The sequence below is a fragment of the Kribbella sp. WER1 genome, assembly GCF_054189145.1.
Window position 1 is genome coordinate 1776929 of record NZ_CM135186.1, and the last position, 22118, is coordinate 1799046.

General features: G+C 68.6%; 29 protein-coding genes and 2 tRNA genes. 11 read left to right on the forward strand and 20 right to left on the reverse strand.

The window, feature by feature from the left end:
- The first annotated feature begins 24 nt into the window (after positions 1-24).
- Both ACXJJ3_RS08530 and ACXJJ3_RS08535 read left to right on the forward strand, forming a co-directional pair.
- Positions 25-606: a hypothetical protein gene (locus tag ACXJJ3_RS08530; RefSeq protein WP_458169428.1), complete on the forward strand. Its 582-nt coding sequence runs from the start codon at positions 25-27 to the stop codon at positions 604-606.
- 29 nt (positions 607-635) lie between these two features.
- On the forward strand, positions 636-1136 hold the full coding sequence (locus tag ACXJJ3_RS08535; RefSeq protein WP_458169429.1) for a mycothiol transferase: 501 nt from the start codon (positions 636-638) through the stop codon (positions 1134-1136).
- Here the strand turns inward: ACXJJ3_RS08535 and ACXJJ3_RS08540 are convergent.
- Together ACXJJ3_RS08540 and ACXJJ3_RS08545 are read right to left on the reverse strand one after the other, a co-directional pair.
- A complete protein-coding gene (locus tag ACXJJ3_RS08540) occupies positions 1129-2259 on the reverse strand; it encodes a hypothetical protein (RefSeq protein ID WP_458169430.1) in 1131 nt (376 codons plus the stop codon). The two genes, ACXJJ3_RS08535 and ACXJJ3_RS08540, sit on opposite strands and share 8 nt — an antisense overlap.
- A 1-nt stretch (position 2260) precedes the next feature.
- Positions 2261-3130, reverse strand: coding sequence for an exodeoxyribonuclease III (locus ACXJJ3_RS08545; protein WP_458169431.1), 870 nt, complete (start codon positions 3128-3130; stop codon positions 2261-2263).
- Between the two features lie 49 nt (positions 3131-3179).
- Between ACXJJ3_RS08545 and ACXJJ3_RS08550 the strand changes: the two genes are divergently transcribed.
- Together ACXJJ3_RS08550 and ACXJJ3_RS08555 are read left to right on the forward strand one after the other, a co-directional pair.
- Positions 3180-4694 carry an amidohydrolase family protein gene (locus ACXJJ3_RS08550; RefSeq protein WP_458169432.1) on the forward strand — a complete coding sequence of 505 codons (1515 nt, stop codon included), beginning with the start codon at positions 3180-3182 and terminating at the stop codon, positions 4692-4694.
- Between the two features lie 76 nt (positions 4695-4770).
- Positions 4771-5721, forward strand: a complete 951-nt coding sequence (locus tag ACXJJ3_RS08555; protein ID WP_458169433.1) for a helix-turn-helix domain-containing protein — start codon at positions 4771-4773, stop codon at positions 5719-5721.
- Positions 5722-5766: 45 nt separating this feature from the next.
- On the opposite strand, the gene ACXJJ3_RS08560 is transcribed toward ACXJJ3_RS08555, so the two are convergent.
- Positions 5767-9483, reverse strand: a complete 3717-nt coding sequence (locus ACXJJ3_RS08560) for a S8 family serine peptidase (protein ID WP_458169434.1) — start codon at positions 9481-9483, stop codon at positions 5767-5769.
- Between the two features lie 221 nt (positions 9484-9704).
- Here ACXJJ3_RS08560 and ACXJJ3_RS08565 point away from each other — a divergent pair, with 221 nt between their 5' ends.
- From ACXJJ3_RS08565 to ACXJJ3_RS08580, 4 genes are all read left to right on the forward strand, one after another.
- Entirely contained in the window at positions 9705-10589 is an 885-nt protein-coding gene (locus ACXJJ3_RS08565) for a sigma-70 family RNA polymerase sigma factor (protein ID WP_458169435.1), read from the forward strand.
- A gap of 33 nt (positions 10590-10622) precedes the next feature.
- Positions 10623-11162, forward strand: a complete 540-nt coding sequence (locus tag ACXJJ3_RS08570; protein WP_458169436.1) for a hypothetical protein — start codon at positions 10623-10625, stop codon at positions 11160-11162.
- Positions 11163-11254: 92 nt separating this feature from the next.
- Positions 11255-11327 (forward strand) — tRNA-Asn (locus ACXJJ3_RS08575).
- A gap of 175 nt (positions 11328-11502) precedes the next feature.
- Positions 11503-12159: a hypothetical protein gene (locus ACXJJ3_RS08580; protein WP_458169437.1), complete on the forward strand. Its 657-nt coding sequence runs from the start codon at positions 11503-11505 to the stop codon at positions 12157-12159.
- A 74-nt stretch (positions 12160-12233) separates the two neighbouring features.
- Here ACXJJ3_RS08580 and ACXJJ3_RS08585 read toward each other — a convergent pair whose 3' ends face one another.
- Complete coding sequence (locus tag ACXJJ3_RS08585) at positions 12234-12371, reverse strand: hypothetical protein (RefSeq protein WP_458169438.1); 138 nt, start codon at positions 12369-12371, stop codon at positions 12234-12236.
- A gap of 61 nt (positions 12372-12432) precedes the next feature.
- Positions 12433-13068: a TetR/AcrR family transcriptional regulator gene (locus tag ACXJJ3_RS08590; protein ID WP_458169439.1), complete on the reverse strand. Its 636-nt coding sequence runs from the start codon at positions 13066-13068 to the stop codon at positions 12433-12435.
- Between the two features lie 279 nt (positions 13069-13347).
- On the opposite strand from ACXJJ3_RS08590, the gene ACXJJ3_RS08595 reads away from it, so the two are divergent.
- Positions 13348-13421, forward strand: a tRNA-Ile gene (locus tag ACXJJ3_RS08595).
- Between the two features lie 23 nt (positions 13422-13444).
- Positions 13445-13699: a hypothetical protein gene (locus ACXJJ3_RS08600; protein WP_458169440.1), complete on the forward strand. Its 255-nt coding sequence runs from the start codon at positions 13445-13447 to the stop codon at positions 13697-13699.
- 361 nt (positions 13700-14060) lie between these two features.
- Here ACXJJ3_RS08600 and ACXJJ3_RS08605 read toward each other — a convergent pair whose 3' ends face one another.
- From ACXJJ3_RS08605 to ACXJJ3_RS08620, 4 genes are all read right to left on the reverse strand, one after another.
- On the reverse strand, positions 14061-14480 hold the full coding sequence (locus tag ACXJJ3_RS08605; RefSeq protein ID WP_380197388.1) for an Imm1 family immunity protein: 420 nt from the start codon (positions 14478-14480) through the stop codon (positions 14061-14063).
- The gene (locus ACXJJ3_RS08610) at positions 14467-15231 is read right to left on the reverse strand and encodes a DddA-like double-stranded DNA deaminase toxin (protein WP_458169441.1); all 765 of its coding nucleotides are present in this window, start codon (positions 15229-15231) and stop codon (positions 14467-14469) included. The genes ACXJJ3_RS08605 and ACXJJ3_RS08610 overlap by 14 nt, the downstream gene beginning before the upstream one ends.
- A gap of 5 nt (positions 15232-15236) precedes the next feature.
- The gene (locus ACXJJ3_RS08615; RefSeq protein ID WP_380197383.1) at positions 15237-15497 is read right to left on the reverse strand and encodes a hypothetical protein; all 261 of its coding nucleotides are present in this window, start codon (positions 15495-15497) and stop codon (positions 15237-15239) included.
- 416 nt (positions 15498-15913) lie between these two features.
- Complete coding sequence (locus tag ACXJJ3_RS08620) at positions 15914-16108, reverse strand: hypothetical protein (protein ID WP_380197382.1); 195 nt, start codon at positions 16106-16108, stop codon at positions 15914-15916.
- A gap of 72 nt (positions 16109-16180) precedes the next feature.
- Between ACXJJ3_RS08620 and ACXJJ3_RS08625 the strand changes: the two genes are divergently transcribed.
- Positions 16181-17377, forward strand: a complete 1197-nt coding sequence (locus tag ACXJJ3_RS08625) for a helix-turn-helix domain-containing protein (RefSeq protein WP_458169442.1) — start codon at positions 16181-16183, stop codon at positions 17375-17377.
- Between the two features lie 80 nt (positions 17378-17457).
- On the opposite strand, the gene ACXJJ3_RS08630 is transcribed toward ACXJJ3_RS08625, so the two are convergent.
- The 11 genes from ACXJJ3_RS08630 to ACXJJ3_RS08680 all read right to left on the reverse strand — a co-directional run bounded on the left by ACXJJ3_RS08630 (position 17458) and on the right by ACXJJ3_RS08680 (position 22102).
- Positions 17458-17817 (reverse strand): hypothetical protein, encoded by a 360-nt coding sequence (locus tag ACXJJ3_RS08630; protein WP_458169443.1) that lies wholly within the window; start codon positions 17815-17817, stop codon positions 17458-17460.
- Positions 17818-17881: 64 nt separating this feature from the next.
- Complete coding sequence (locus ACXJJ3_RS08635) at positions 17882-18214, reverse strand: DUF2958 domain-containing protein (protein WP_458169444.1); 333 nt, start codon at positions 18212-18214, stop codon at positions 17882-17884.
- Positions 18211-18378: a hypothetical protein gene (locus ACXJJ3_RS08640; protein WP_380197375.1), complete on the reverse strand. Its 168-nt coding sequence runs from the start codon at positions 18376-18378 to the stop codon at positions 18211-18213. Before ACXJJ3_RS08640 ends, ACXJJ3_RS08635 begins: the two co-directional genes overlap by 4 nt.
- Before the next feature lie 31 nt (positions 18379-18409).
- Positions 18410-18796: a hypothetical protein gene (locus tag ACXJJ3_RS08645; protein WP_458169445.1), complete on the reverse strand. Its 387-nt coding sequence runs from the start codon at positions 18794-18796 to the stop codon at positions 18410-18412.
- Between the two features lie 170 nt (positions 18797-18966).
- Positions 18967-19962 (reverse strand): hypothetical protein, encoded by a 996-nt coding sequence (locus ACXJJ3_RS08650; protein ID WP_458169446.1) that lies wholly within the window; start codon positions 19960-19962, stop codon positions 18967-18969.
- Positions 19963-20143: 181 nt separating this feature from the next.
- A complete protein-coding gene (locus ACXJJ3_RS08655) occupies positions 20144-20611 on the reverse strand; it encodes a hypothetical protein (RefSeq protein ID WP_380197370.1) in 468 nt (155 codons plus the stop codon).
- Positions 20608-20760, reverse strand: coding sequence for a hypothetical protein (locus ACXJJ3_RS08660; RefSeq protein ID WP_380197368.1), 153 nt, complete (start codon positions 20758-20760; stop codon positions 20608-20610). The genes ACXJJ3_RS08655 and ACXJJ3_RS08660 overlap by 4 nt, the downstream gene beginning before the upstream one ends.
- The gene (locus ACXJJ3_RS08665; protein WP_458169447.1) at positions 20741-20863 is read right to left on the reverse strand and encodes a hypothetical protein; all 123 of its coding nucleotides are present in this window, start codon (positions 20861-20863) and stop codon (positions 20741-20743) included. Before ACXJJ3_RS08665 ends, ACXJJ3_RS08660 begins: the two co-directional genes overlap by 20 nt.
- A 50-nt stretch (positions 20864-20913) precedes the next feature.
- Positions 20914-21168 (reverse strand): hypothetical protein, encoded by a 255-nt coding sequence (locus ACXJJ3_RS08670; RefSeq protein ID WP_380197363.1) that lies wholly within the window; start codon positions 21166-21168, stop codon positions 20914-20916.
- A 2-nt stretch (positions 21169-21170) separates the two neighbouring features.
- Positions 21171-21383 (reverse strand): hypothetical protein, encoded by a 213-nt coding sequence (locus ACXJJ3_RS08675; RefSeq protein WP_458169448.1) that lies wholly within the window; start codon positions 21381-21383, stop codon positions 21171-21173.
- The gene (locus tag ACXJJ3_RS08680) at positions 21380-22102 is read right to left on the reverse strand and encodes a M15 family metallopeptidase (protein ID WP_458169449.1); all 723 of its coding nucleotides are present in this window, start codon (positions 22100-22102) and stop codon (positions 21380-21382) included. Before ACXJJ3_RS08680 ends, ACXJJ3_RS08675 begins: the two co-directional genes overlap by 4 nt.
- Positions 22103-22118: the final 16 nt, after the last annotated feature.

Below are 22118 nucleotides of genomic sequence, written 5' to 3' on the forward strand. Positions count from 1 at the left end.
CGGACCTCCCCCGAGGAGGGACACATGCGAACAGGTCCACTCTCCTTCGATCCGGTGGTCGTCGGCAACCGTGAGACGGACGCCTGGGCCGCGTACTACCGGCACGAGTGGCGCGCGTTCCTGACCGCCGCGGTCGGGATGGTCGCCGCCGGTTTCGGCATGCCGGCGCACCGGACGCTCGCGGGAGCCTGGTGCGTACTGCGCGCCAACCAGGCCTGGGCGCCGTACCCGGACAACCAGCCGGACGCCGCCCGGGCGTTCATGCGCCGCTTCTACGAACACGTCGCGCTGTCCGGCACGCTTTCCCTGGAACCGGTCGAAGCGGCCCGGCTGGAGGTCGAGTGGTGGCGCGTGCACCGGGCACACCAGCACTCGCAGGACGTCACCGAGGAGCAGCTCGTCGCCGCGCTCGTCGACCTGTACTCGTACGTGTACAACGTCGAGCGAGACGCCGTACGCCGGGCCGCGCAGCGCCGGGTCGACGCGATGGACCTGTCGGACCGGTGGGTCCGGGCCGGCTGCGACCGCGACGACCCGCTGCTCGCGGCGGAGCGTCGTACCCTCGTCGCCTCGTACGCGGCGCTGCGGAGTGCGGTGGAACGTTAGTTGTCGGAGCGGACGGTTACGGTGGGCGCATGAAGACGAGTGAACTGTTGCTTGATGCGCACAGTCGGGTGCAGGAGGTCCTGCACGACGTGCTGACCGGGCTCGACGACAAGATCCTCGCGGACCGTCCGGGTCCGAGTGCGAACTCGATCGCCTGGCTGGTCTGGCACCTGACGCGGGTGCAGGACGACCACTTGGCCGACGCGGGTCAGTACGAGCAGGTCCACACCGCCGACGGGTGGCACGAGCGGCTCGGGCTGCCGTTGGACGCCGCCGACACCGGCTACGCGCACACGTCCGACCAGGTCGCGCTGGTGAAGCTGTCCGCGGACCAGCTTCTCGGGTACTACGACGCCGTGCACGCGCGCACCGTGGAGTTCCTGAAGACCGTGACCGACGAGGGCCTCGACCGGGTCGTCGACCGCCGGTGGACTCCGGCGGTGACGCTCGGCGTGCGACTGGTCAGCGTGATCGACGACTGCGCGCAGCATGCCGGACAGGCGGCGTACGTGAAGGGTCTGCTCAGCTGAGCGTGGTCTGCCACAGGGAGGTGCCGGCGATCAGGTAGAGCTTGCGACCCGGCAGCAGGACGGCGGCCGTCGGCTCGCCCGACGGACCCGTCGAATCCTGCACGGTCCAGTGCCCGTCCTGACCGCTGAGCACCTTCACCTTGTTGTCCTGGGCAACGACCTGGACGATCTTTCCGTTGTCGACCACCGGCGGCGGCAGCTTGTCCTTGTCCCCCACCGGGATCGCCGGTACGCCGTGCAGCCGCTTCGCGGTGCCGGACGCGTCGAGCTGCCAGATCGCGAGCTGCCCGTCGGCGTACCCGGAGATCACGCAGTCCGTCGTACACGTCGCGGTGTTGGCCTGGCTGCGGCTGCCCGGCTCGGGCAGCACGATCCGCTTCCAGCCGGTGTCGAGCTTCGTCGACCGCCACACCGCGGCCTCCTGCGCGACCACACCCGGCGCGAGCCGTACCTGCGATCCGACCAGCACGATGCTCTCGCCGAGCGTCGTACCGAATCCGGGGCCGACCAGCAACGACGGCGTGCTCTGCAGCGCGGTCTTCGACGGGTCCTGCCGGGTCCACATCCCGTTGCTCTGCGGCAGCCACACCATCGCGTCGTTGCCGGTCTGGACGCCGCCCCACGATCCGAGCAGTGCGCTGCCGCTCGGCGTGAGGACGGCGCTGTAGAGGTCGCCCGCGGTCTGCCCACCGAACGTGAAGAAGTTCTGCGGGTGCTCGACCAGGCCGGTCTGCGGCGTCCCGGTCCAGACGGTCCACCGGGTGTTGGAGTGCGCGCCGCCGGCGGCGCCGCCGAGCGCGAGGAGCTGCTTGCCGTCGTACGCGATCGAGTACCAGATCGCCTCGAACGCGTACGGGCTGGCGGGGTTGGGTTTCACCGCGATCGGCGTCCGGGTGCCGTTGCCGAGCAGCGCGAGTTCGGGGACGACCTTGGCGCCGCGGTGCCGGAGGCCGACCAGCAGCTGGTTGCCGTGCGCGGTCAGCGTGACCGGATCGGCCGGGCCGACGTCGACCTTCGTCCACGCGATCGGCTGCGGCTTGTCATTCGGCTTGCCATTCGACTTTTCACTGCAGGCGGTGAGCGCCGCGAGCAGCAGCATCGCGACCGCAGTGAACCGGCGCATGTCAGCGGCTCTGCGGCAAGGTCGTCGTCCGCTTCCGGCCGGTGCGCGGCGCGGACGGCGGCGGCACGACCGGGCCGAGGTCGCCGTCCGGCGCGGTGTCCAGGTCGACGATCACCGGCGCGTGGTCGCTCGGCCCGGTCCCCTTGCGGGCCTTGCGATCGATCCACGCGGCCCGCACCCGGTCCGCGACGCCCGGGGTGGCGAGCATCAGGTCGATCCGCATCCCGAGGTCCTGGTGGAACATGCCGGCCCGGTAGTCCCAGTAGCTGAAGATCCGGTTCTCGGGCCAGCGGTCCCGGACCACGTCGTGCAGGTCCTTCGCGGCCATCAGTTCCGCGAGCGCCTGCCGCTCGGGCGGCGTGACGTGCGTCTGGCCGACGTAGGCCGCGGGGTCGAAGACGTCGGCGTCGGTCGGGGCGATGTTCATGTCGCCGCAGACGATCTGGTCGGCCGGGCCGTTCGCGATCACCTCGGTGAGGGCGGCCAGCCAGGCCAGTTTGTAGTGGTAGTGGTCGGAATCCGGCTCGCGGCCGTTCGGCACGTAGAGCGAGTGGATCCGGACACCGCCGCAGGTCGCCGCGACCGCGCGGGCCTCCGGGTGCGGGAAGCCGGGCGCACCGGCGACCCCGGTCACCACGTCCTCGAGCCCGACCTTCGACAGCAGCGCGACACCGTTCCACTGCGGCTCGCCGTACAGCCCGGTCTCGTAGCCGCGACCGGTCAGCTCGGCGCCGAGCAGTTTCGTGAACGCGTCGTCCGCGAGCTTCGTCTCCTGCAGGCACACAACGTCCGGCTGCCGCTCGTCGAGCCAGTCCAGCAACCGCGGCATCCGCTGCTTCACCGAGTTCACATTCCAGGTCGCCACTCGCATCCGACCAAGGTAGCGGTCGGGGTTACTCTCGGGAACGGGGGTGGTGGGGATGTTCGTGCTGCGTGGAACCGTGGTGACGATGGGGGCCGACGGGGCAGTCCTGCCCGGCGCGGAGGTGTACGTCGGGGACGACGGGCTGATCGCGGCGATCACGCCGGTCGACGCCGTACCGGACGGGTTCGCGGCGGCGCCGCGGATCGCCGCGGGCGGGCTCGTCTATCCCGGGCTGATCGATCTGCACAATCACTTGATGTACAACAGCCTCCCGTTGTGGACGGAGCCCGCGCGCACGGTGCCGTGGACGTCGCACAACCAGTGGGGCAGCGCGCCGACGTACAGCGTCGCGATCAGTCAGCCCGCGCGACTGCTCGGCGCCGCGGCCGGACGGGCGTTGCTCCGGTACGTCGAGACCCGCGCGATCGTCGGCGGGACGACGTCGATCCAGGGGAACCCGCGCGGCGCCGTACCGCCGGACAACGACCTGGTGCGCAACGTCGACTCGGAGAAGCTCGGCACCCACGACGACTTCATCCGGGTCAGCACGCTGGTCGCCGACAACGCCGCCGCGCTCGCGCCGTACGCCGGTGCCGTCGCCGCCGGCCGGGGTTTCATCGCGCACTCGGCGGAAGGGTCGGACCCGAGGCTGCGGTCGGAGTTCCGGCTGCTCGAGGACGTCGGCGTGGTGAAGCCGCAACTCGTCGCGATCCACGGCACCGCGCTGAACGCCGACGACTTCGCCGCCCTGCACGCCGGGAACTCCACACTCGTCTGGTCGCCGTTCTCGAACCTCTGGCTGTACGGCGTCACCGCGGACGTGCGGACCGCCCACAGCGGCGGCGTCCGCCTCTGCCTCGGGTCGGACTGGGCGCCGTCCGGGACGCGGAACGTCTTGTGGGAGTTGAAGGTCGCGGACCTGTGGAACAAGGCGGAGGCGGTGTTCACCGACGAGGACCTGGTCCGGATGCTGACGTCCAACCCGGGCGCCGCGCTCACCGAGGTCTGGCCGCATCCGGTCGGCCGGCTCGAACGCGGCGCACTCGCGGACCTGCTCGTCGTCCGCCGGTCCGTCGCCGACCCGTACCGCAACCTGATCGCCGCGACCGAGGCCGACGTACGGCTGGTCGTCGTCGGCGGGAAGGCGCGCTACGGCCTGCGCTCGCTGATGAAACCGCTCGCGCCGACGGCGACACCGATCACGGTCGGGCGGCTCTCCCGGCTGATCGACTACGGCGATCCTGCGGTGAGCTGGAAGAGCGTCGTCGCCGATCTCGAGCAGGTCCGCGCCGATCCGTCCACCGCGGCGACCCGGGCCGCCGACAGGTTCGCCGCACTCGCCGCCGCGGACGGGATCGCGGTCCCGACGGACTCGTTCGTGCTGTTGCCGGACATGCCCGCGCCGGAACTCGACGAGCAACTCGGGCACCGCGGACCGGCCAACGCCGTACCAGGGCCCGTCGTCGTCCCGCCGCTGGAGCCGCTCACCACCGGACCGGCCTGGTTCGACGCGGTCGACGCCAACCCGTTCCACCACGGGCTGCTCAGCGGCCTGCGCTCCTATACATGAGACAAGACATCGGATCTCTGGCCGATTCAGGGTAGCGTCCCGCCATTGTCCTTCGGGTGCGGAAGGTGGGGCCGGGATGCTGCAGGGGCTGGGAGTCGGTCAGCAGGACGAGAGCGTGTACGTCGAACTCCTGCGGCGCCGGCGCGCGACCGCGGACGAGCTGGGTGCTGCCGTCCAGCTGCCGCTCGCGACCGTGACGGACGCGTTGACCAGGCTGGTCGCGCTCGGGCTCGCCACCGGTGACGACGCCGGCCTGCACAACGCCGTACCGCCGGACGTCGGGCTCGGGACGCTCGTCGTGCAGCACCAGACGACGCTGCAGCAGGCCCAACGCCGGCTGGCCGAACTCACCGACGTCTACCGCACCGGTGCCGCGTCGGCGATGAGCGAGGTCGAGGCGCTGACCACGCCGGAGGAGCTCGCGACCTGGGTCGACAACATCGAGCGCGGGGCGAAGCAGGAGCTGCTCGCGTTCTTCAAGCCGCCGTACGTGCTGGACGGCGACCTCGAGGTCACCACCGACGTGCCCTCGTACCGGTTCGTGTACGAGCGGTCGGCGCTCGAGGATCCGCGGACACCGGCCGAGATCGCGCGGTTCCTGGCCGGCGGGTACCAGATCCGGCTGGTGAACGAGCTGCCGAGCAAGATGATCGTGATGGACCGGCGGATCGTGCTGCTGCCGATGCTGCCGGACCAGACCGGCGTCGAGCCGGGCTTCCTGCTGGTCCGCGGCCAGTCGCTCGTCCGGCTACTGGTCGACCTGTTCGAGCGGGTCTGGCAGGTGGCCACACCGTTGCAGCTGAGCGCGACGACCCTGGTCGAGGGCGGCCCGGCCTGGGACGACTTCGACATCAAGCTGCTCACGTACCTGCTGTCCGGGATGCCGGACAAGTCGGTCGCGGCGCGGCTCGGGACCAGTGAGCGGACGGTGCAGCGGCGGATCAAACGGCTGATGGAGCTGTCCGGCACCGACAGCCGGATGCAGCTGGCCTGGTATGCCGCTCGCTCCGGCCTGATCGCTCCGTGACCCGAGTGGTCCCACCTCTGGCCGAGGTGGGACCACTCGGACGGATCAGCGCACCTTGTACGCGCGGGTCACGGTCTGCTCGACGGCCGTACCGTCGACGTCCGTGGCCTGCACCTTCAGCGTGGCGAACCCGGCCGTCTTCGGGTTCCGGAGGACCGCACTCGCACCCGTTGCACCGGTCCGGCGGACGGAGGCCTGCTGCCAGGTCGCGCCGTCGTCGTACGACACCGACACCTTGACGTCCTTCAGGTTCGGCGCGGCCAGACCGGCCGGGTTCCGGAAGCCCAGACCGAGGGTCGTGGTCTGCCCGGCCCGAACACTGTTGTCAAGGGCAACGTTCAGGTCGTAGTCGATCGACAGCACCGGCAGGGCGCCGCGTTCGGTGTGCTCCGAGCGGAACGTCCACGCGGTGTCGACCTTCGTCGAGGTCGTCCACCACGGCAGGTCCCGGGAGACCTCGGCCACCAGTTTGTACGTCGCCGGCTCCGGGACCATCGGGAAGTTGACCGACATCCACGGCGCCGACCCGACCAGCCGGCCATCGCGGTAGACCGTGAGCTCCTTGGTCTCCAGCAGGCTCAACGGCGTACCCCACTGGCCGGTCTCCATCGCGAGCAGCGGGGCGATGTCCACGCTGCCGAGCTCGCCCAGCCGGAGCGTCCCGTACGGGTGGTACTCCGTGATCGCGGACCGGACGACCGCCTTGTTCCACGCGCGGTCGGCGACCTGCCCGGGCTTCAGCACGACCGGGTACGTCTGGATGATGCCGGGCAGCATCTCCCAGACCGGAGCGGCCGCCACGGTCTCGAAGGTCCGCACACCGGCGCTCACGTACTCCGTCAGCATCCGCGGCATCGTCGTACGCACGAGGGTCGAGACCAGGAACGTCTGCTTGTCCGAGATCACCGCCCGCGCGAAACCACCCTCGGTCGCCGGAGTGGAGGCGTAGAAGCGGTCGTTGACGGTCGCCAGCTCCCGCCGGTCCGCCCGGTACTGCTGGTTGGCCGAGATACCGGCCTGCGTCTTCAGGACCTCGTAGCTGTACGACGGCATCGCCTTGCCCTGGAACAGCAGCTTGACGGTGCCCTTCGCGGCCAGCGACGCCAGCTTCGCGCCCTGCTCACCGGACAGCGTGAGCGCCGGGATCGCAGTCTCGGTCTTCGTGTAGATCGCGGTCCCCCACTCGCCCGGTACGTCGCTGTAGATCACGACCGCACCGGCGCCGGCGGCGGCCGCGTTCGCGACGACCTGGCTGGTACTTACGTCGTCGCTGCGCTTGACGAGGGCGAGGCTGCCGCGGACCGCCGTGGTGAAGTCTTGGGCGCGGCCGGTGCCCGCGTTCACCACCCGGAACGACCGGGTGCCGACGATCTTGGCCGAGCCCGTCCAGCCGCCGACGTACTCGGGCGCGATCGGGAACGCGCCCCGGCCGGCCATCCGGGTGGCGAGGATCGGCTCGCTCGCGGAGAAGTGCAGGCGGTGCTCGAGCAGTTCCTTCTTGCCCGTCGACGGGATCGCGAACAGCTTGGTGAAGCCGGCCACGTCGGACTGCAGCTCGTACCGCAGCGGGTTGTTGTCGCTGGAGAACGACATGCTCATCCGGGCTTGCGTGAGGTCACTGGGTGCCGGCGTGCTCAGGCCGACCTGGTGCGCCTGGCTGCCGTCGAACGTCAGCGACTTGTCCTGGTCGAGCACGACTCCGGACTCGGCGCCGTACACGACCTGCCGGGTCTGCCCCCAGTCCTTCGTGAACCGGTACGTGCCGGACTCGAAGCCGTACTCGCCCCGCGGAAGGTTCAGCGTCAGCTTCCCCGCGGTGCCTTCGAAGTAGTACATGTCGGCGGGCCGCGCGGTCTGCAGGTCGAAGACGAAGATCATGCCGTACGCGTGGTCGGCGACGGGCTGCCCGTGGTCCTTCACGTCGATCGTGACGTTGAACCGCTGGACGTCCTGCTCGAAACCGACAGCGGTCGTGACGACGACGCCGTCCGTGGACGTGCCGACGACGTGCTCGCCGTACGAGCCGGTGGCCATCGTTCCGCCGGTCAACGTCACCGGTACGTCGGCCGTGCCGTGCGCGGGGATCGTCACGGACGTCGCGCCGAGCTGGAACGTGCCGGCCGGAACCGCCGTACCAGCAGACTTCTGCGTGAGCGCGAGCGTCACCGGCTGGTCGCCGCGGTTCGTGTACGTGAGCTGCTTGACGACCGGGTCGGTCGAACCGAACGGACGCATCCCGAAGTCGACGACGCCCGACGCGGCGACCGACTGACGGAACGCGCGGCTGACGTCGACACGGCCGGCGCCCTGGGCGAACACGGACGTGTCGGCGGTGGTCTTCGCCGTACTGATCAGCTGGTCCTTCAGCTGCGCGGGCGTCCAGTCCGGGTGCTCCTCGGCCAGGATCGCGGCGGCGCCGGCGACGTGCGGGGTCGCCATCGACGTACCGCTCGCGGACGTGTAGTTGGCGTCCACCGGGTGGCCCATGCTGGTCCCGGCCGCGCGGGCCGCGACGATCTCCGCACCGGGCGCGCTGATCTCCGGCTTCAGCGAGCCGTCGACCGCGGGGCCGCGGCTGGAGAAGTCGGTGATCGCGTCGTTGTGGTCCACCGCGCCGACGGTCAGCGCCGAGGCGGCGTCACCGGGCGAGCCCACGGTGGCAGCCCCCGGGCCCGAGTTGCCGGCCGCGATCGTGAACAGGACGCCGGTCTGCGCGGTCAGCGAGTCGACCGCCTGGACCAGCGGGTCCTCCTCCTTCGGGCCGGCCGTACCGCCCAGGCTCATCGAGACGACCTTGGCCCCGGAGTGCGCGGCCCAGTCCATCCCCGCGACGATGTCGGACGCGGCGCCCTCGCCCTCGTTGGACAGCACCTTGCCGATCACCAGCTCGGCGCCCGGCGCGACACCCTTGTACTTGCCCCCGGACGCGGCACCGCTGCCGGCGATCGTGGACGCGACGTGCGTGCCGTGGCCGTGGCCGTCCTGAACGGTCTGCCCGGCGACGAAGCTCTGGCTCTCGACGACCTTGCCGGCCAGGTCCGGGTGGTTCAGGTCGACGCCGGTGTCAAGGATCGCGACCTTGACGCCGGTGCCGTCGTACCCGGCCTGCCAGGCGTCGGGGGCGCCGATCTGCGGGACGCTCTTGTCCAGCAGCGCATGCAGCTTCCGGTCCAGCCAGACGTGCTCGACGCCGCCGGACAGCTGTGGCTTGGCGGTCTTGCCGACGTTGTCGTCGATCGAGTTCCAGAACGCGGCGGTGCTCGCCTTCGCCGCGGTCACCGCGGCGCCGCGGACGCTCGGCAGGCTGCGCTTCAGCTTCGTGCTCACGGGCGGGGCGGCCTTCGCGAACGCGGTGCCGGAGTACCTGACGATCATCGGGATGGCGCTGGCGTGGGCGTCGTCGTACCCCTGGGCGATCAGCCCGGAGATGTTGAACAACTGCTGGTCGAGCTTGCCGGACGCGATCAGCGGACCCGCCTGCTGCGGGATCACGTACACGTCCTTGCCGACCGAGTAGCTGGTGAAGCTGCCCGTCGAACCCGCGTGCGGGGTCACCGTCACCGCGGGGGTGCCGGCCACGGTCGTCATCGTGACGACGTCGCCGGTGAGCAGCGTGACCTTGGCCGACTTGGCCGACGATTGCTGGGACGGTGCCTTCGTCACTCCGACCGTGGGCGTCGGCGGCTCGGCGTTCGCGGTTCCCGGCACCACGAGGGTGGCGGTGAGCGCGAGACCGAGCAGCATCGATCTTCTGGTTGCCATGGGGCTGGCCCTCCTTCTGCCCGGATTCAGTTCCGGTGGCGGAAAGCCTCACCGAGGCGGCGTGGTGCCGCTACGGATCGTGGCTGGCGATCACCTGACATGTCGGGTCACCGCCGCTCTTCGGTCGCTTTTCGTAGTTATCCACATACTCGAAGTGATCGGTTCTGGAGGGCCGGAATCAGGCACTCTCTTGAGCAAGGAGATTTCGGGGAGAGGGACTGATGGCTGATCTCGACTGCGATCCGGCGGATGTGACCGCGCTGGTGGCGTACCTGCGCGACATCGGGCGGCACGAGCTACTGACCTTGGAGGAGGTGAACGAGCACTCGTACTGGATCGAGGCCGGGCTGCTCGCGGGTGAGCGGCTGCGGGGCGATCCGTTGCGCGCCGACGCGGCCGAGCTGCGGCAGGTGGTCGCGGCCGGGCAGCTGTCCTGGCAGCGGATGGTCGAGGGCAACCTGCGGCTCGTGGTCTCACTCGCCCGGCGGTACGGCGGGAAGGGCATCTCGCTGCTGGATCTCATCCAGGAGGGCAACATCGGGCTGATGCGCGCCGTCGAGCGGTTCGACCACCGGCTCGGGAACCGCTTCTCGACGTACGCGATCTGGTGGATCCGGCAGTCGATCGGGCGCGCGATCTCGGACCGATCGCGGCTGGTGCGGATGCCGGCCCAGGCGTACGCCGACGCGTCCCGGGTGAGCGCCGCGCGGCAGGACCTCACGCAACAGCTCGGCCACGATCCGAGTACGCCGGAGCTCGCGCGGGCGACCGGGCTGAGCATCGCCCGGATCGAGCGGGCGTACGAGTGGCGGGTGCATCCGGAGACGCTCGACCTGGACGAGTCCGACCCGGTGCTCGACGACGACCCGATCGTGCTGCAGGCCGCGCTCCGCCGGGACCTCGCGTACCACCTGGACTTCCTGGACGACCTGCACCGGTCGGTGCTGCAACACCGATACGGGCTGCGTGGGCACATCCCGTCGACGCCCGAGGAGACCGCCGTACAACTCGATCTGCAGCCGGCGAAGGTGCGGGCCCTGGAGCGTGAGGCGTTGCGTCAGCTGCGGCGGCGGGCGCTCCCACAGCTGCGGGAGTACGTCGCCTGAGACCCACCTTGGAGGTGCTGGAATGATGTGGGTGTGAGACTTTTGCGTACTGCCTGGCCGCGCGAATTGGAGACGGCCGTGTCGGCGGCCGCTCGGGAGTCGACCGGGAGCAAAGACCACGTGCTCGCCGCCGCGCAGCTGGCGAACGGCCGCTGGGTGGCCGGGACGCGCGCCGCGGTGTACCTGCCGTCGGACTCCGCGGACGCGGACCGCCGGGTCGGCTGGGAGCTGATCGAGCGGGCGAACTGGGACGCCGAGGCGTCGGTGCTGCACGTCTACGAGACCACCGATTTCGGGACGCCGCTGCGCGCCACCGAGCTCAAGGTCGAGGACCCCGGCCGCTTCGGCCAGCTGCTCCGCGAGCGGGTCGACGCGAGCATCGTCGTCCAGCGCCACGTACCGCTGTCCGGCAAACGCGGAGTCCGCATCGTCGGCCGCCGCAACCCGGCCGCCGCCGACGCCGAGGTCACCTGGAACATCGTTCTGGACAAGGGATTGGAGCCGTCCCAGCCCGGCGTCGTCGACGCCGCGGAGGCCGCCCTCCGGGAGGTCCGCGAGGAGTTCGGCGCCTGACCCCGCAGGCACCCGAATCCCGTTTTTGTAGTTCGCCGGTCGCCTGCTAACCTACTCAGGTCCTCGGGGTTCGAGGCAAAGCAGCACCACGATCCCGCCTAGCTCAATTGGCAGAGCAGCCGGCTGTTAACCGGCAGGTTACTGGTTCGAGTCCAGTGGCGGGAGCGATCTCACGAGCCGGGTCCTGATCCACAGGAGCCCGGCTTCTGCTTTTCTCCCGCAGCGTGCGCGGCAACTTGGCGAATCGCTTACGTTCCAGCTATTGGCCTAGACCGCAGTTCGGGCGTACTTTCCTCTCCAGATCCCGAGGGGGGCCTCGGGGATGAAGGGGAGAACTCTCGTGAATTTCAAGAAGATCCTGAACACCAAGACCGGCCGCCTCGCGATCGCCGGAGTCGTCGCGGCCGCCGCGGTACTCGGAGTGTCGATCGCCGCCAACGCCGCCGGCGGCACCGGCTGCAAGACCCTCACCTACCCGCTCTGCGCCCGCTCGGTGTCGTCACTCCAGATCGTCGACAACTCGATCATCAGCAATGACCTGAACCCCCAGCTCCGCGCCGCCATCAACACCAAAGGCACCCCGGACGTGAAGGGTGGCGCCACGTCGCTGTTCGCGAACAAGACGCCGAAAGCGATCGCCAACATCGGCGGGACGTTCTCGACCCGTCACACCGAGGTCGGCACGTTCACGCTGCCGAAGGGGACCTGGCTGCTGAACCTGTCCGCGAAGTTCAACCGAACCACTGCAGCCGCGGCCGGCGACCCCGAGGTACAGCCAATGCTGCAGATCGTCGGCGACTCCAACTACGTGACGATCGGCGGCAACGACATCTCACCGGCGCTCGACGCGGACCTGTTCGGCTCCGCCGTCGGTCTCGTCACGGTCACCAAGGACACGACGTTCACCGTGAACGCGTTCGGGTACGCGGCGGACCGGTCTGACACCGGCTCCGGTCAGATCACCGTGCTCGCGAACGTGGTAGCTGCCGCTGCCTGATCGACGGCAGGTAACGAGAGGCCCTGGCCGCAGGCGTGCGGGCAGGGCCTCTTCGTGCTTGGCGGGAGGAAGCGCTACTTCCCCTTCTTCCGGTCGATTGCCCGCTGGATGCGGTGCTGAGGCTGACCGAGGATCCTCGCCAGCAGCGGCACGCGGTACTTGTACGCCGCGATCGCGCCTACCACGATCACCAGGAAAATGAACCAGCCCATCGATGTTCCCTTCGTCCGGACCTGCCTCCATCATGCCCGGTCGGTGGTTACCAGCCCTCCGTCAAACCCCTGACCGTCCCCTGGTTTGCAGCAGTTCGCGGACGAGGGCGGCGCGCCACCAGTCCTCCACCCGATCGGCCGACCACCCGCGCTCGCCGGTGAAGGTGCGATACACGTCCACGTTGCACAACCCGGCGTACACATCGACGGCCGTCGGCACATCCAGCCCTTCACGCAGTACGCCGGCCGGCCACCCGGAGAACACCTCGACGCGGGTGCGGTCCGCCGTGCGACGGCCCTCGGCGTACAGCTCGCCCAGCTCCGGCTCGCTCCGGGAGGCCTCGCGGAGAAGGACGATGACGTCCCCGGCACGCTCGTACAACCGCCGGTCGAAGCCGGCCATCGCGGCCAACTGCCGCACCGGATCGTCCTTGGCCGCATCCAGCTCGGCCACCTGCCGCTCCAGATCCGCGGACAGCCCGGCCGCATCGGCCAGCGCCTGCGTCAGCCCGGCCTTGTTGCCGTACACCGAGTACACCGTCGGCACCGACACCCCGGCCTCGCGCGCCACGTCGCGCACGGTCGTAGCCGCCCACCCCTGACTCACGAACAACCGCCGCGCCGCATCCGCGATCTCAGACCGCGTCTGCAACGCCTGCGCCGTCCGGCGCAACGAGTCGTACCGCCGACGTTCCACCCGAGCACCCTATACTTCACGCCGCTTCCAATGAATACAAGCACCACCCAGACGCCCTCCACCTCGGCTCCCGCCCCACACCCGATACGATCTCCCGCACACGGGGCGGTAGCTCAGCTGGTTAGAGCAGGGGACTCATAAACCCCCGGGACGACCGGCCGCAAACTGCCCCTGACCTGCCCAGACGTCAACGAGAGGACCGTCAGTAGCCCCTGTAATATCCCCTATCCCCCGCCGGGCGTGTCCCCGCATAGGGGATAGACCACCCGGCAATCCCCGGGGGCGGTAGCTCAGCTGGTCAGAGCAGGCGACTCATAATCGCCCCGTCGTGGGTTCAAGTCCCACCCGCCCCACGCAGTACCGAGAGGAGCGAACGATGCGGAGATGGGCGTGCTCGGCGCAGTTCGAACTGACGGCCGGTGAGCTGAGCAACGAGGCGCACCTGTACCTGACCAAGAAGTCGCTGCGCCGGGCCCCGCACAAGCCGGGGCACTACGTGTTCACCCGGACCATCGATGCTGAGGGTGACGAACAGGCTGTGTTGGCGTTCCGGGGGGAGCTGCGGGCCACGCTGGCGCCGTACGGCGTGGGCTTCGAGGTGTACTCCCTGCAGATCACTGAGGTGCGCTGACCCCGGGTCACCGTAGGACGCGCAGGAGGGCTCCTCATTGACGAGAGGGGCCCTCCTGCGCGTCTCCGCTGGTGTCAGTTAGATCCGGTTGAGGCATCCCCTGGCAACACGGGCGAGGGAAGCCGGGTCAAGAACGGCACGATGCCGGCTGTGTGCCCGGTTCTGGGGCCGTTGAGGCGTCTGACCTTCGGGTCGTCCCAGGAGATGTAGACCCACATCGGACCTCCAAATCTGAAGGTGCCCGCGCCGTACTCGAAGTGATGCACTCGGTCGCCCCGCTTGAGGTCCGCCCAGGTGAGTTTCTCCACCGGTGGACGATCTCCGGGAGGGGCTAGGTCGTCCGGGTTGGGCTGGTCAGCGTTCACGCCACCGTCCACTCCACCCCGGTCGGGCGATGCCCACCGTTCGCCAGGAAGTTCTTTACCGCGTCACGGAGCGCGTCGATCGAGATCTCAGAGGCATGGGGAAACTCGCGGTCGCTTCCCATGTAGTAGTAGACGACCTCGTCGTGGCGGCTCGGCTGACCGGCGGAAAAGTACGTCCCTCCGTCGCCCATGAACCGCAGTCCGCCCACCTTGTCCTCGGCGTTGACGGCAATCAGCAGCTCATGATCCGGCACGCCCGCATCGTTCAGCCGACCCTCTACGTACAGGGCTGCTACCGAGTTCTCGTACGGCTCCGCTAGTAGCGCGTCGATCAGCGCGTCCAGCTCAGTGGCCGTCTCAATGCGCAGAGGTGTGTCTCCGTGCTCATCGCGGTAGTACGCCTTAATCGTCACCATCTGCCTCTGCTTCCCCTTCGTACGTGTACTCAAAATCTGGAGCGTAGACCGTCAACCTGCTCCCTGGAGCAAGGAACCGTTTGAGCAGGGTGTGGCAGCTCAGCTCGCCTTTACATGGTTTCTGGTTCAAGACGATGCGCGCGTTCGTGATGCCCTCGCGGCGCATGCGCATCGCAAACTTCAGTTCGACGTCTGCTGCCGTGGACAGCAGGTACGGCGGGGTGACGAGCCCCAACCTCTCCGCGTGCCGTTGAGCAGCTTGGTAATCCTCTTCGTGCTGACCGCTGACCAGCGGGTGATTCCGCCCGCTGTCGTCGTGCCAGGTGCCACGGGTCTTGACCCTACGTCCGGGACCAACGTCGCGCTTGGGGAGCTGTTTCAACAGCTCTCCCGGATCGAAGCCGTCGTCTGATCCCTGGCCCCCCGGATCAGGAACGCGAGCCGTTCCGCCGCCAGAGGTCGGCTTGGGGCCATCTGCGGTACGCGCTCCACTCACCATCTGCTCAGCCCAGCCTCTTGCCTTTGGCGGTGCCATGGCCGCGTAGTGCGCCGCCTCGTCGCACGCACGAGCAGCCGCATCCAGCAACATCGCAGCGTTCCCGGCCCCCGGGTTGGCGCTGCCCATGCCCGCGATCATCGCCGCGTTCTCCCGACACTTGGCCGCCAGGCGGTGAAGGTAATCCACCATGGACGGGATCCGGTCGAGACAGTCGACCAGATCCTGTGCGACGCGCTGGAGCTCGGACGGCATCTGGATCAGATCTGGTTGGCGTAGTTCGCGCAGCCGGCAGCAGCCATCTCCAGTGCCTGGACTGCCTGGCCGACCGACTTGCTGGCCGCGTCCAGGATCTGTGCAATGTCGCGGTCCACGCCGGTAGCCGACCCGGCGATCAGTGCCTGGACCTGCGCGGTGCTCTGACCGAACCGTTGCTGGAAGCCGGTCAGTCCACCGGCAGCCTGCTTCGCCTCGGTCGAGACTTGGTGCAGTTGTTCCTTCAGTCGCTGGATGTCGGACATGGCTTGGTCCTCACTGAGTGTTCGGGTTGGGGCGGTTGGAACAGCAGGCGGGCGCAGGTGTCAGGGAACCGGTACGCCCGCCTACTGGTCTTGATGGAGCCCTCAGCCTCGGGAAACCAAGGGCTCCGGCTTGGTGACGGGACCAGCACGGCACGGCGATCAATCCGAGCCTGGAGGAGGCGGTGCCGGTCCCGTCCGACCGAAGAGGAGCCGATCGTGGGGGTTGGGCTGACGCGCGTATGGCGGGGGCACCTCGTCAACGCTCACCCGCTCGCAATGCAACCGGCGGCCGGTCAGTCCCCGGATGCGCAGTCGGATCACGTTCGCGTACTGCTCAGCCAGTCCGGTCGGTGCGATGCGCTCCTCAATGAGGTACTCACCGAGCCAAAGCTGAACCCGCCACTGCTCCTCCTGACTCATGAGCCGCTCGGCACCACCGGGTCAACGGGCCCCGTGATCTCGTCGCCCGCCAGGTCACGCGTACCGCGGAGGAATGCCTCGAAGGCCCAGCGGTGCTCGGGAGGACAGCGCTCCGCATACTCCACGATCTCCTCCTCAGACAGCGCCTCTGCCGTCCGAAGCGCCAGATCCCTCGTCGCTCTTAGCGTCATGACCGGAACGCTAAGCGACCACGGACCGAGAAAGTTTCCTAAGTTGAAACCATGGCCTGTACCGTTATCTGCATGGACAATGACCTGGCAAATCTCGGGCAAGAGATTCGCCGCCTACGCAAGTGGCGAAACATGACCTTGGACGCCCTCGCGGGCCAGGCCGGGATCACGAAGGGCTACCTGTCCAAGATCGAGAACGGCAACGTCAACCTCGAACGCCGCAAGACGATCAAGGCGATTGCCGACGCGCTTCGGGTCAGCATGGCCGATCTCACCGGCGATCACTTCATCGCCGACCGGGCGAACACCGAGGCGCATGCGGCTGTCCCAGACATTCGACTCGCCCTGATCTCCACGTCTCTTGAGTTGCCGTCCGGGGCGTCGAAGCGAACCATCGATGAGCTGAGCCTGGAGACCCAACGCCTGGCCGAGGCACGCATCAACTGTCAGGACGCGCTAGTCGGCCACGGCCTGCCTCCCCTTCTGCTCGACCTACACGCAACCGCTACGGGGGGCGGCAACGACCGCCTCCCCGCGCTCCAATCGCTAGTTCAGGCCACCAACTCAACGGCCCATTTCCTCAAGAACCTCGGCGCCGTCGATCTGGCCTGGGTCGCAGCGGAGCGGGGTCACCAGGCCGCCCAGATCCTCGAAGATCCGGTGTACCTTGCCGCCGCCGACTATGCCCGCGCACAGGCGCTCATCGGCCTTGGCGCATACGACCGTGCCGACGCGGTGGCCACGAACGCCATCTCACTGCTGACGCCGGACACCGTCACCGCGACGGAGGTCTACGGCATGAACGTTCTAGTCACTGCGTTCTGCTCCGAGATGGCAGGCGAGGACCCAGAGGCGGCCCTGCGGGAAGCCGAAGAGTCCGCCGAGCGGATCGTGCCAGACAATGCCTTCTGGCTGAACTTCTCCCGCGCGAACGTCAACCTGTGGCGGCTGGGCATCGCCCTAGAAGCTGGCGACCACGTGAAGGCCGCCGAGGTTGCCGCCGAAGTCTCGCTGGCCGACATCCCCAGCAAGACCCGCCGCCTGCGGTTCCTGATCGACCATGCTCGTGCGTTGCACGGTCTCCGTGGCCGCGACGACGAGGTGACCCATCTACTGACGAAGGCCGAGAAGATGGGCTCGACCCGGACCCGCCACAACATCTGGGCCCGCGAGATGGTCAGCGAGATTCTCATGCGTTCTCGTCGCGATGCCGGCGGCCGTGAACTCCGCGGGCTCGCGGACCGCATGGGCATGTTGTCGACTATCTGAAGACAAGCAAACCGGCCCCCGGTTCCCAGGGATGGGAACCGGGGGCCGGTCGTCTTATCCGACGACTTGGACCGCGCTGGTCAGCCGCTGACCTTCTCCCAGGACGCGGCCTTGCACGCCCACATCACGTCGTCCACGGTTACCGTGTCCCCAACGGACAGGCTGAAATGCGCGGCCTGCTCGCCCCGGTAGCCGGTTGCGTAGATCGCCTCCTGGACTGCTTCCTCCGGCGTGCCGGGGTCCACGGCCGGTGCGTTCGTGGCGATGAACACCAACTCTGCGACCTGGTGCCCGACCACGTTCACGGGCAGCTCTACGGTGATGGTCTCGGTGTACTGCTTGGCGAACGGCTGGTAGCCGTCCATGAAGGCCACGTACCCGGCCTCCCGGTTGCTGATCGTCCAGCCGATGGTGATCGTCTGGCTCCTGGTCTTGCTCATGAGGTTCGCTCCTCTGGTTGGTGATGGCTCGTTGCACGGTGATTGGCCGGGCCGGTCGCCTACGTCAGCGCGTCCAGCCCTGCTTGCGGTCCAGCTCGGCTATGGCCTCGGTCAGGGTGACCCGCTGCCAGCCGATCTCGTAGTCCACCAGGAACACTCCCCGGACCCGGACTTGCTCCAGCTCGAACAGGAACAGGTAGCCCAGCTCGGCGCGGTCGCGGTCGCCCACGCAGGCCCAGCCGAATGCTCGGTCCTCCTCCGGGTCGTACTCGGTGATGAGCCAGTCGCAGTTGCCGATGAAGTAGTGGGCGTAGACGGTGGCCTCGTACCCCTTGCCGTCCTGGGCGTACAGGGTTGGGGTGTCCTTCGGTGGCCGGGGCATCTTGTAGTCACTCATCGCTCACCGTCCGGCGGTGTGGCGTGCCACAGCTCGTGGCGGTCGATGGTGGCCTGGGGGATGATCGCGGGCGCGTTCGGCTTGCTGCACTCGATGCAGATCACCAGGTCGGCCCGTTCCGGGTACGGCTGATACCGCCCCGGTGTTACCGGTGCGTCGTTCACGAGGTTCGCTCCTCTGATTCGTGCTGGTGTGTCAGCAGCCGTTGAAGGCTGCCTTGTAGGCGGGGTCGGCGGCCAGCTCGCCCTTGGCGACCTTGATCGGCTGGCCGAGCTGCGCCCATGCCTTGCCGTACGCGATCAGGTCGCCCCCGGTCTTGCAGGCGTGTCCAACGGCTGCCTCGGTGGTGTTGTCGTGGGTGCAGCCGTTGTAGTCCGCCGGGAGCACCCGCCCGGCGACCCACACGTCAGCGCAGGCGGGGACGGTCGGTGCCGAGCTGGCTGGCGGGGTGGTGCTTTCCGGGCCAGAACTGGCGGCGGTGGTCGGGGTGGTGGAGGGTCCGGCGTCGTTGGACTGTCCTCCGCACGCGGCCAGGGCCGGTACGGCGAGCAGGACCAGCAGGCCAGCCTTCAGGATGCTCATGGGAGTTCGCTCCTCTACGTTGTGAGTGGGTCACGGATTGTGGCCTGGACCATAGCGCAGGTAGTGACAGAAAGGGCCCCTCGCAGCAGCGAGGGGCCTCGTAGGTGCTGCGAGGTGCAGCGCGCCAGCCAGGGCCTCGTCGGCCCTGGCTGACACGCCATCTCTCGACGTCACTTCTTCGCGGGGGCTACCGCCTTCACCGGTGCGGTGGTGGACCGGAGCGCGGCCCACTTGTTCTTGATGCCGTCCTTGCCGGGGTTGGCCTGGCGGTCGGTGTAGCCGTCCATGTAGGCCGCGCCAGCCTCGCCCGACTCGGCCTTCTTCTGGCCGGTGCCGTAGGTGGCGTTGTCCCACCCCGAGTTGTACTGCTTCTTGTAGGCGTCCAGCCCACCGTTCGAGACGATCCAGTCCTGCCGGGTCTTGTTGGCGGCCTCGGTCGGGATGGCGCGGACACCGGCCGCCTTCTTGGCCGGGGCGTCCTTCTTGGCCGGAGCAGCCTTCTCGGGCTTGGTCTCGGACTTGCTGGCCCAGAACTCGACGTCCGCGCCACCGATCCGCTTGGCGTTGTACTTGCGGACGGTCGGCTCCTTCTTCAGCTCAGCCGGGTTCGTGCCGTAGAACAGGAACACGTCCCCGTCCTTCAGGCCGTGGACCTCGGCGGTACCCCAGGCGGGCCGGTCCGCGACCTTCTCGTACCCGGCCGCTTTCAGCGCCGCCTCGGCGGCCTGCATCGCGGTCCGGCGGGCTCGCTCCTCGGTCACCGCCTGGCCGATGGACTTGCCGAACACGTCCTTGGGGTTGGCGGGCACCTCCAGGTTCAAGCCGGGGATCTTGACCAGGCTCTCCGGGTTGGTGCTGTCGGCAACCAGTTCCAGCTTCGGCGCGGGGGGCTCGTCGGCCGGGCCCTCGCTGACCTCGATCTCCTTGCCCTCCTCCAGCTTGCGGGCCACGGCGTGCAGCGCCTGGTAGTCGCCGCCCTTGCGGCCGAACTGCGCAGCCAAGACCTCCTGGTAGGTGCGGACCGCGCTGGCCGCCCGGCTCGCGTCGCCCGGGAAGGTGACCGTGGTCTTGGTGACCTCGGCTACCAGCTTGTTGTCGGTGACGCCCTTCGTCAGCGCGGCGGACTGGTGGTCGGTGAGCTTGGTGACCTTGGTGGTGGTGTTCATCTGAGGTTCGCTCCTCTGGTTCGGCCGGGCCCCCGTCGGGCCCCGCTCGACCTCGACGATAGGCAGGCCGTTCCGCTCCGTCTACCTCGAACTTGTTACCTCGGTAACACCGCGAATCTCCTTATGGGCAACGAGAAAGCGACCCCGGCCGAAGCCGGGGTCGTGTCATGGAGACCTCTCCCTATCGCGAGGGGCTGGCCGTGCCGGGCCGCACCGGCGTCGGGCCGGGCGACGAGCAGTCCCGGTCGGCGTACACCGTCGCCAGGTACGCCCGGAAGGTGCGCACCTGCCGGAGCTGTTCGGCCGTCAGCTGCTGGCCTTTGGTCGTCACGTCCAACACGTAGGTCCAGAGCTGGCGGGACACGCGCCGGGCTTCGTTGCTGGACTCGCAGGTGACCTTGGCGGCCTGCGCGTTGCGCTCCGACAGGCTGTTGGCCTCCTCGGCGCGCTGGCTGGCGCGTCGCGCATCGCTCGCCACGAAGGCCAGGACGACGCCCAGAGCGACCACGAGTGCCAGCGTGGCCACGATGCCGGCTACGGCGTGCTTCACTCGTCGTTGGCTCGCGGCCAGGTTGTCCACGGACGTGGACAGTTGGTCAACTGCCCGCGCCAACGCGTCGGCCTGGTCGGCAAGCTCCGGATCGGTCACGACGCTCCTTCCTGGCGCGACTGCTCGGTTGCCGCGCGCAACTTCTCTGTGAACGCCCGCAGGTTCGCCACGGTCTGATCCAGCGTGATCATCAGGTCAGCGGTGTCGGTGATGAGCTGCCGTGGCAGTTCAGGAACGCGGTCCGTCATGGGACGCCTCCCCCGGCGGGACGACCGCGCGTAGCTGTTCGATGTAGGAGTCCAGCTTTCCCACGGCCTCAAGCAAGTCCTCGCGCAGGTACTGACTGCTCACCAGCAGCTCCTTGGCCCGCGCAACGTCCTCCTTGGTCGGGGTGTCCGGCATCAGCGGTCCCTCCGTCGTTGCTGCTCGTGCAGGGCCTCCGAGATCGCCCGTGTGGCCTCGTGCAGGATCGGGAGCGCCTTCTCCTGGATGACTGCGTTGAGCCTCTGGACCTCTTGCTCCATGCGGTCGGCCCGCTCGCGTTCTCGCTCGTACGCCTCGGTGGTGCGGGCGAACAGCACGCGGATGATGATCCCGGAGAACACCACCATCACCCCGAGTGCGCCGTACTGCGCCAGGATCGGGGTGGTGTCCATCGCTACTCCGTTTCGGCCGGCATCTCCCCATCGGAGGTGGCGGTCTTGCTCGTCGGCGTGACCTGGCTGCGGGTCACCAGCGCCAGTACCGCAGCGGACACGGCCAGGATCGCGCCGGTCTGCTCCGCGGAGAGACCGAAGCCGAAGCTGACTGCCAGGGCCGCGATCGCCTGCACGACCCCCAGCACCAGTGCAGGTTCCCGCTTGAAGATCACTTCGCCTTCAGGGCTGTCGCAATGTCCTTGAGTGCTGCGGTCTGCGCCTTCGACTCGTTGAGCACGGCCTGCTGCCACGCCCGGTCTTGAGCGCGTGCGGCACCTACCGAGCCCTTGGCGCTCCACAGGCGGGCCATGTAGTCCTCAAGCTCCTGGATGGTCATGTCGTCGTCCTCCTTGGTCGGCGTCTTGGTGTCTGAGGTGATGCCGGTGGCAGGGGTGAGCAGCTTCTCTGCCCGCGCCAGGTCGGCCAGTACGTCCGCCGGACGGCGCACGTACTCGAAATGCATGGAATCGGGGCGGTTGGCATACCGGCCGCCCCAGTAGAAGCCGCACGCCTCCCAGGAGTGCACGACGCCCGGCGGGATCGTGCTGACGAACGTGGACCCCATGGGGTTGTCCTCAGAGTTCAGATCCACCGCCAGGCCCCACGAGTGGTTCGACGCGGTGCGAGTGCCACGGATCGGGCGGTTCGCGAATCCCCAGCAGGCGTCCGGCTTCAGGATGTAGCCGAGCCGCACCGTCAAGTTCAGGAGCACCTGCACGAGCGGCCCTACCTCGCGGCGTACCCGTACCTTCACACCACCCCCCGTGACGGTGAGCATCTTGGACTCCTGGGCGTTCGGCCACCCCGGGCCCCAGCCCCGGTCGGCTGCGTTGTTGCGGCTGGCTCCGGCCAGCGGGTTCGAGCCGTACGCGGCCCGGCCGTACGTCGCCATCAGTTCCTCCGTTTCG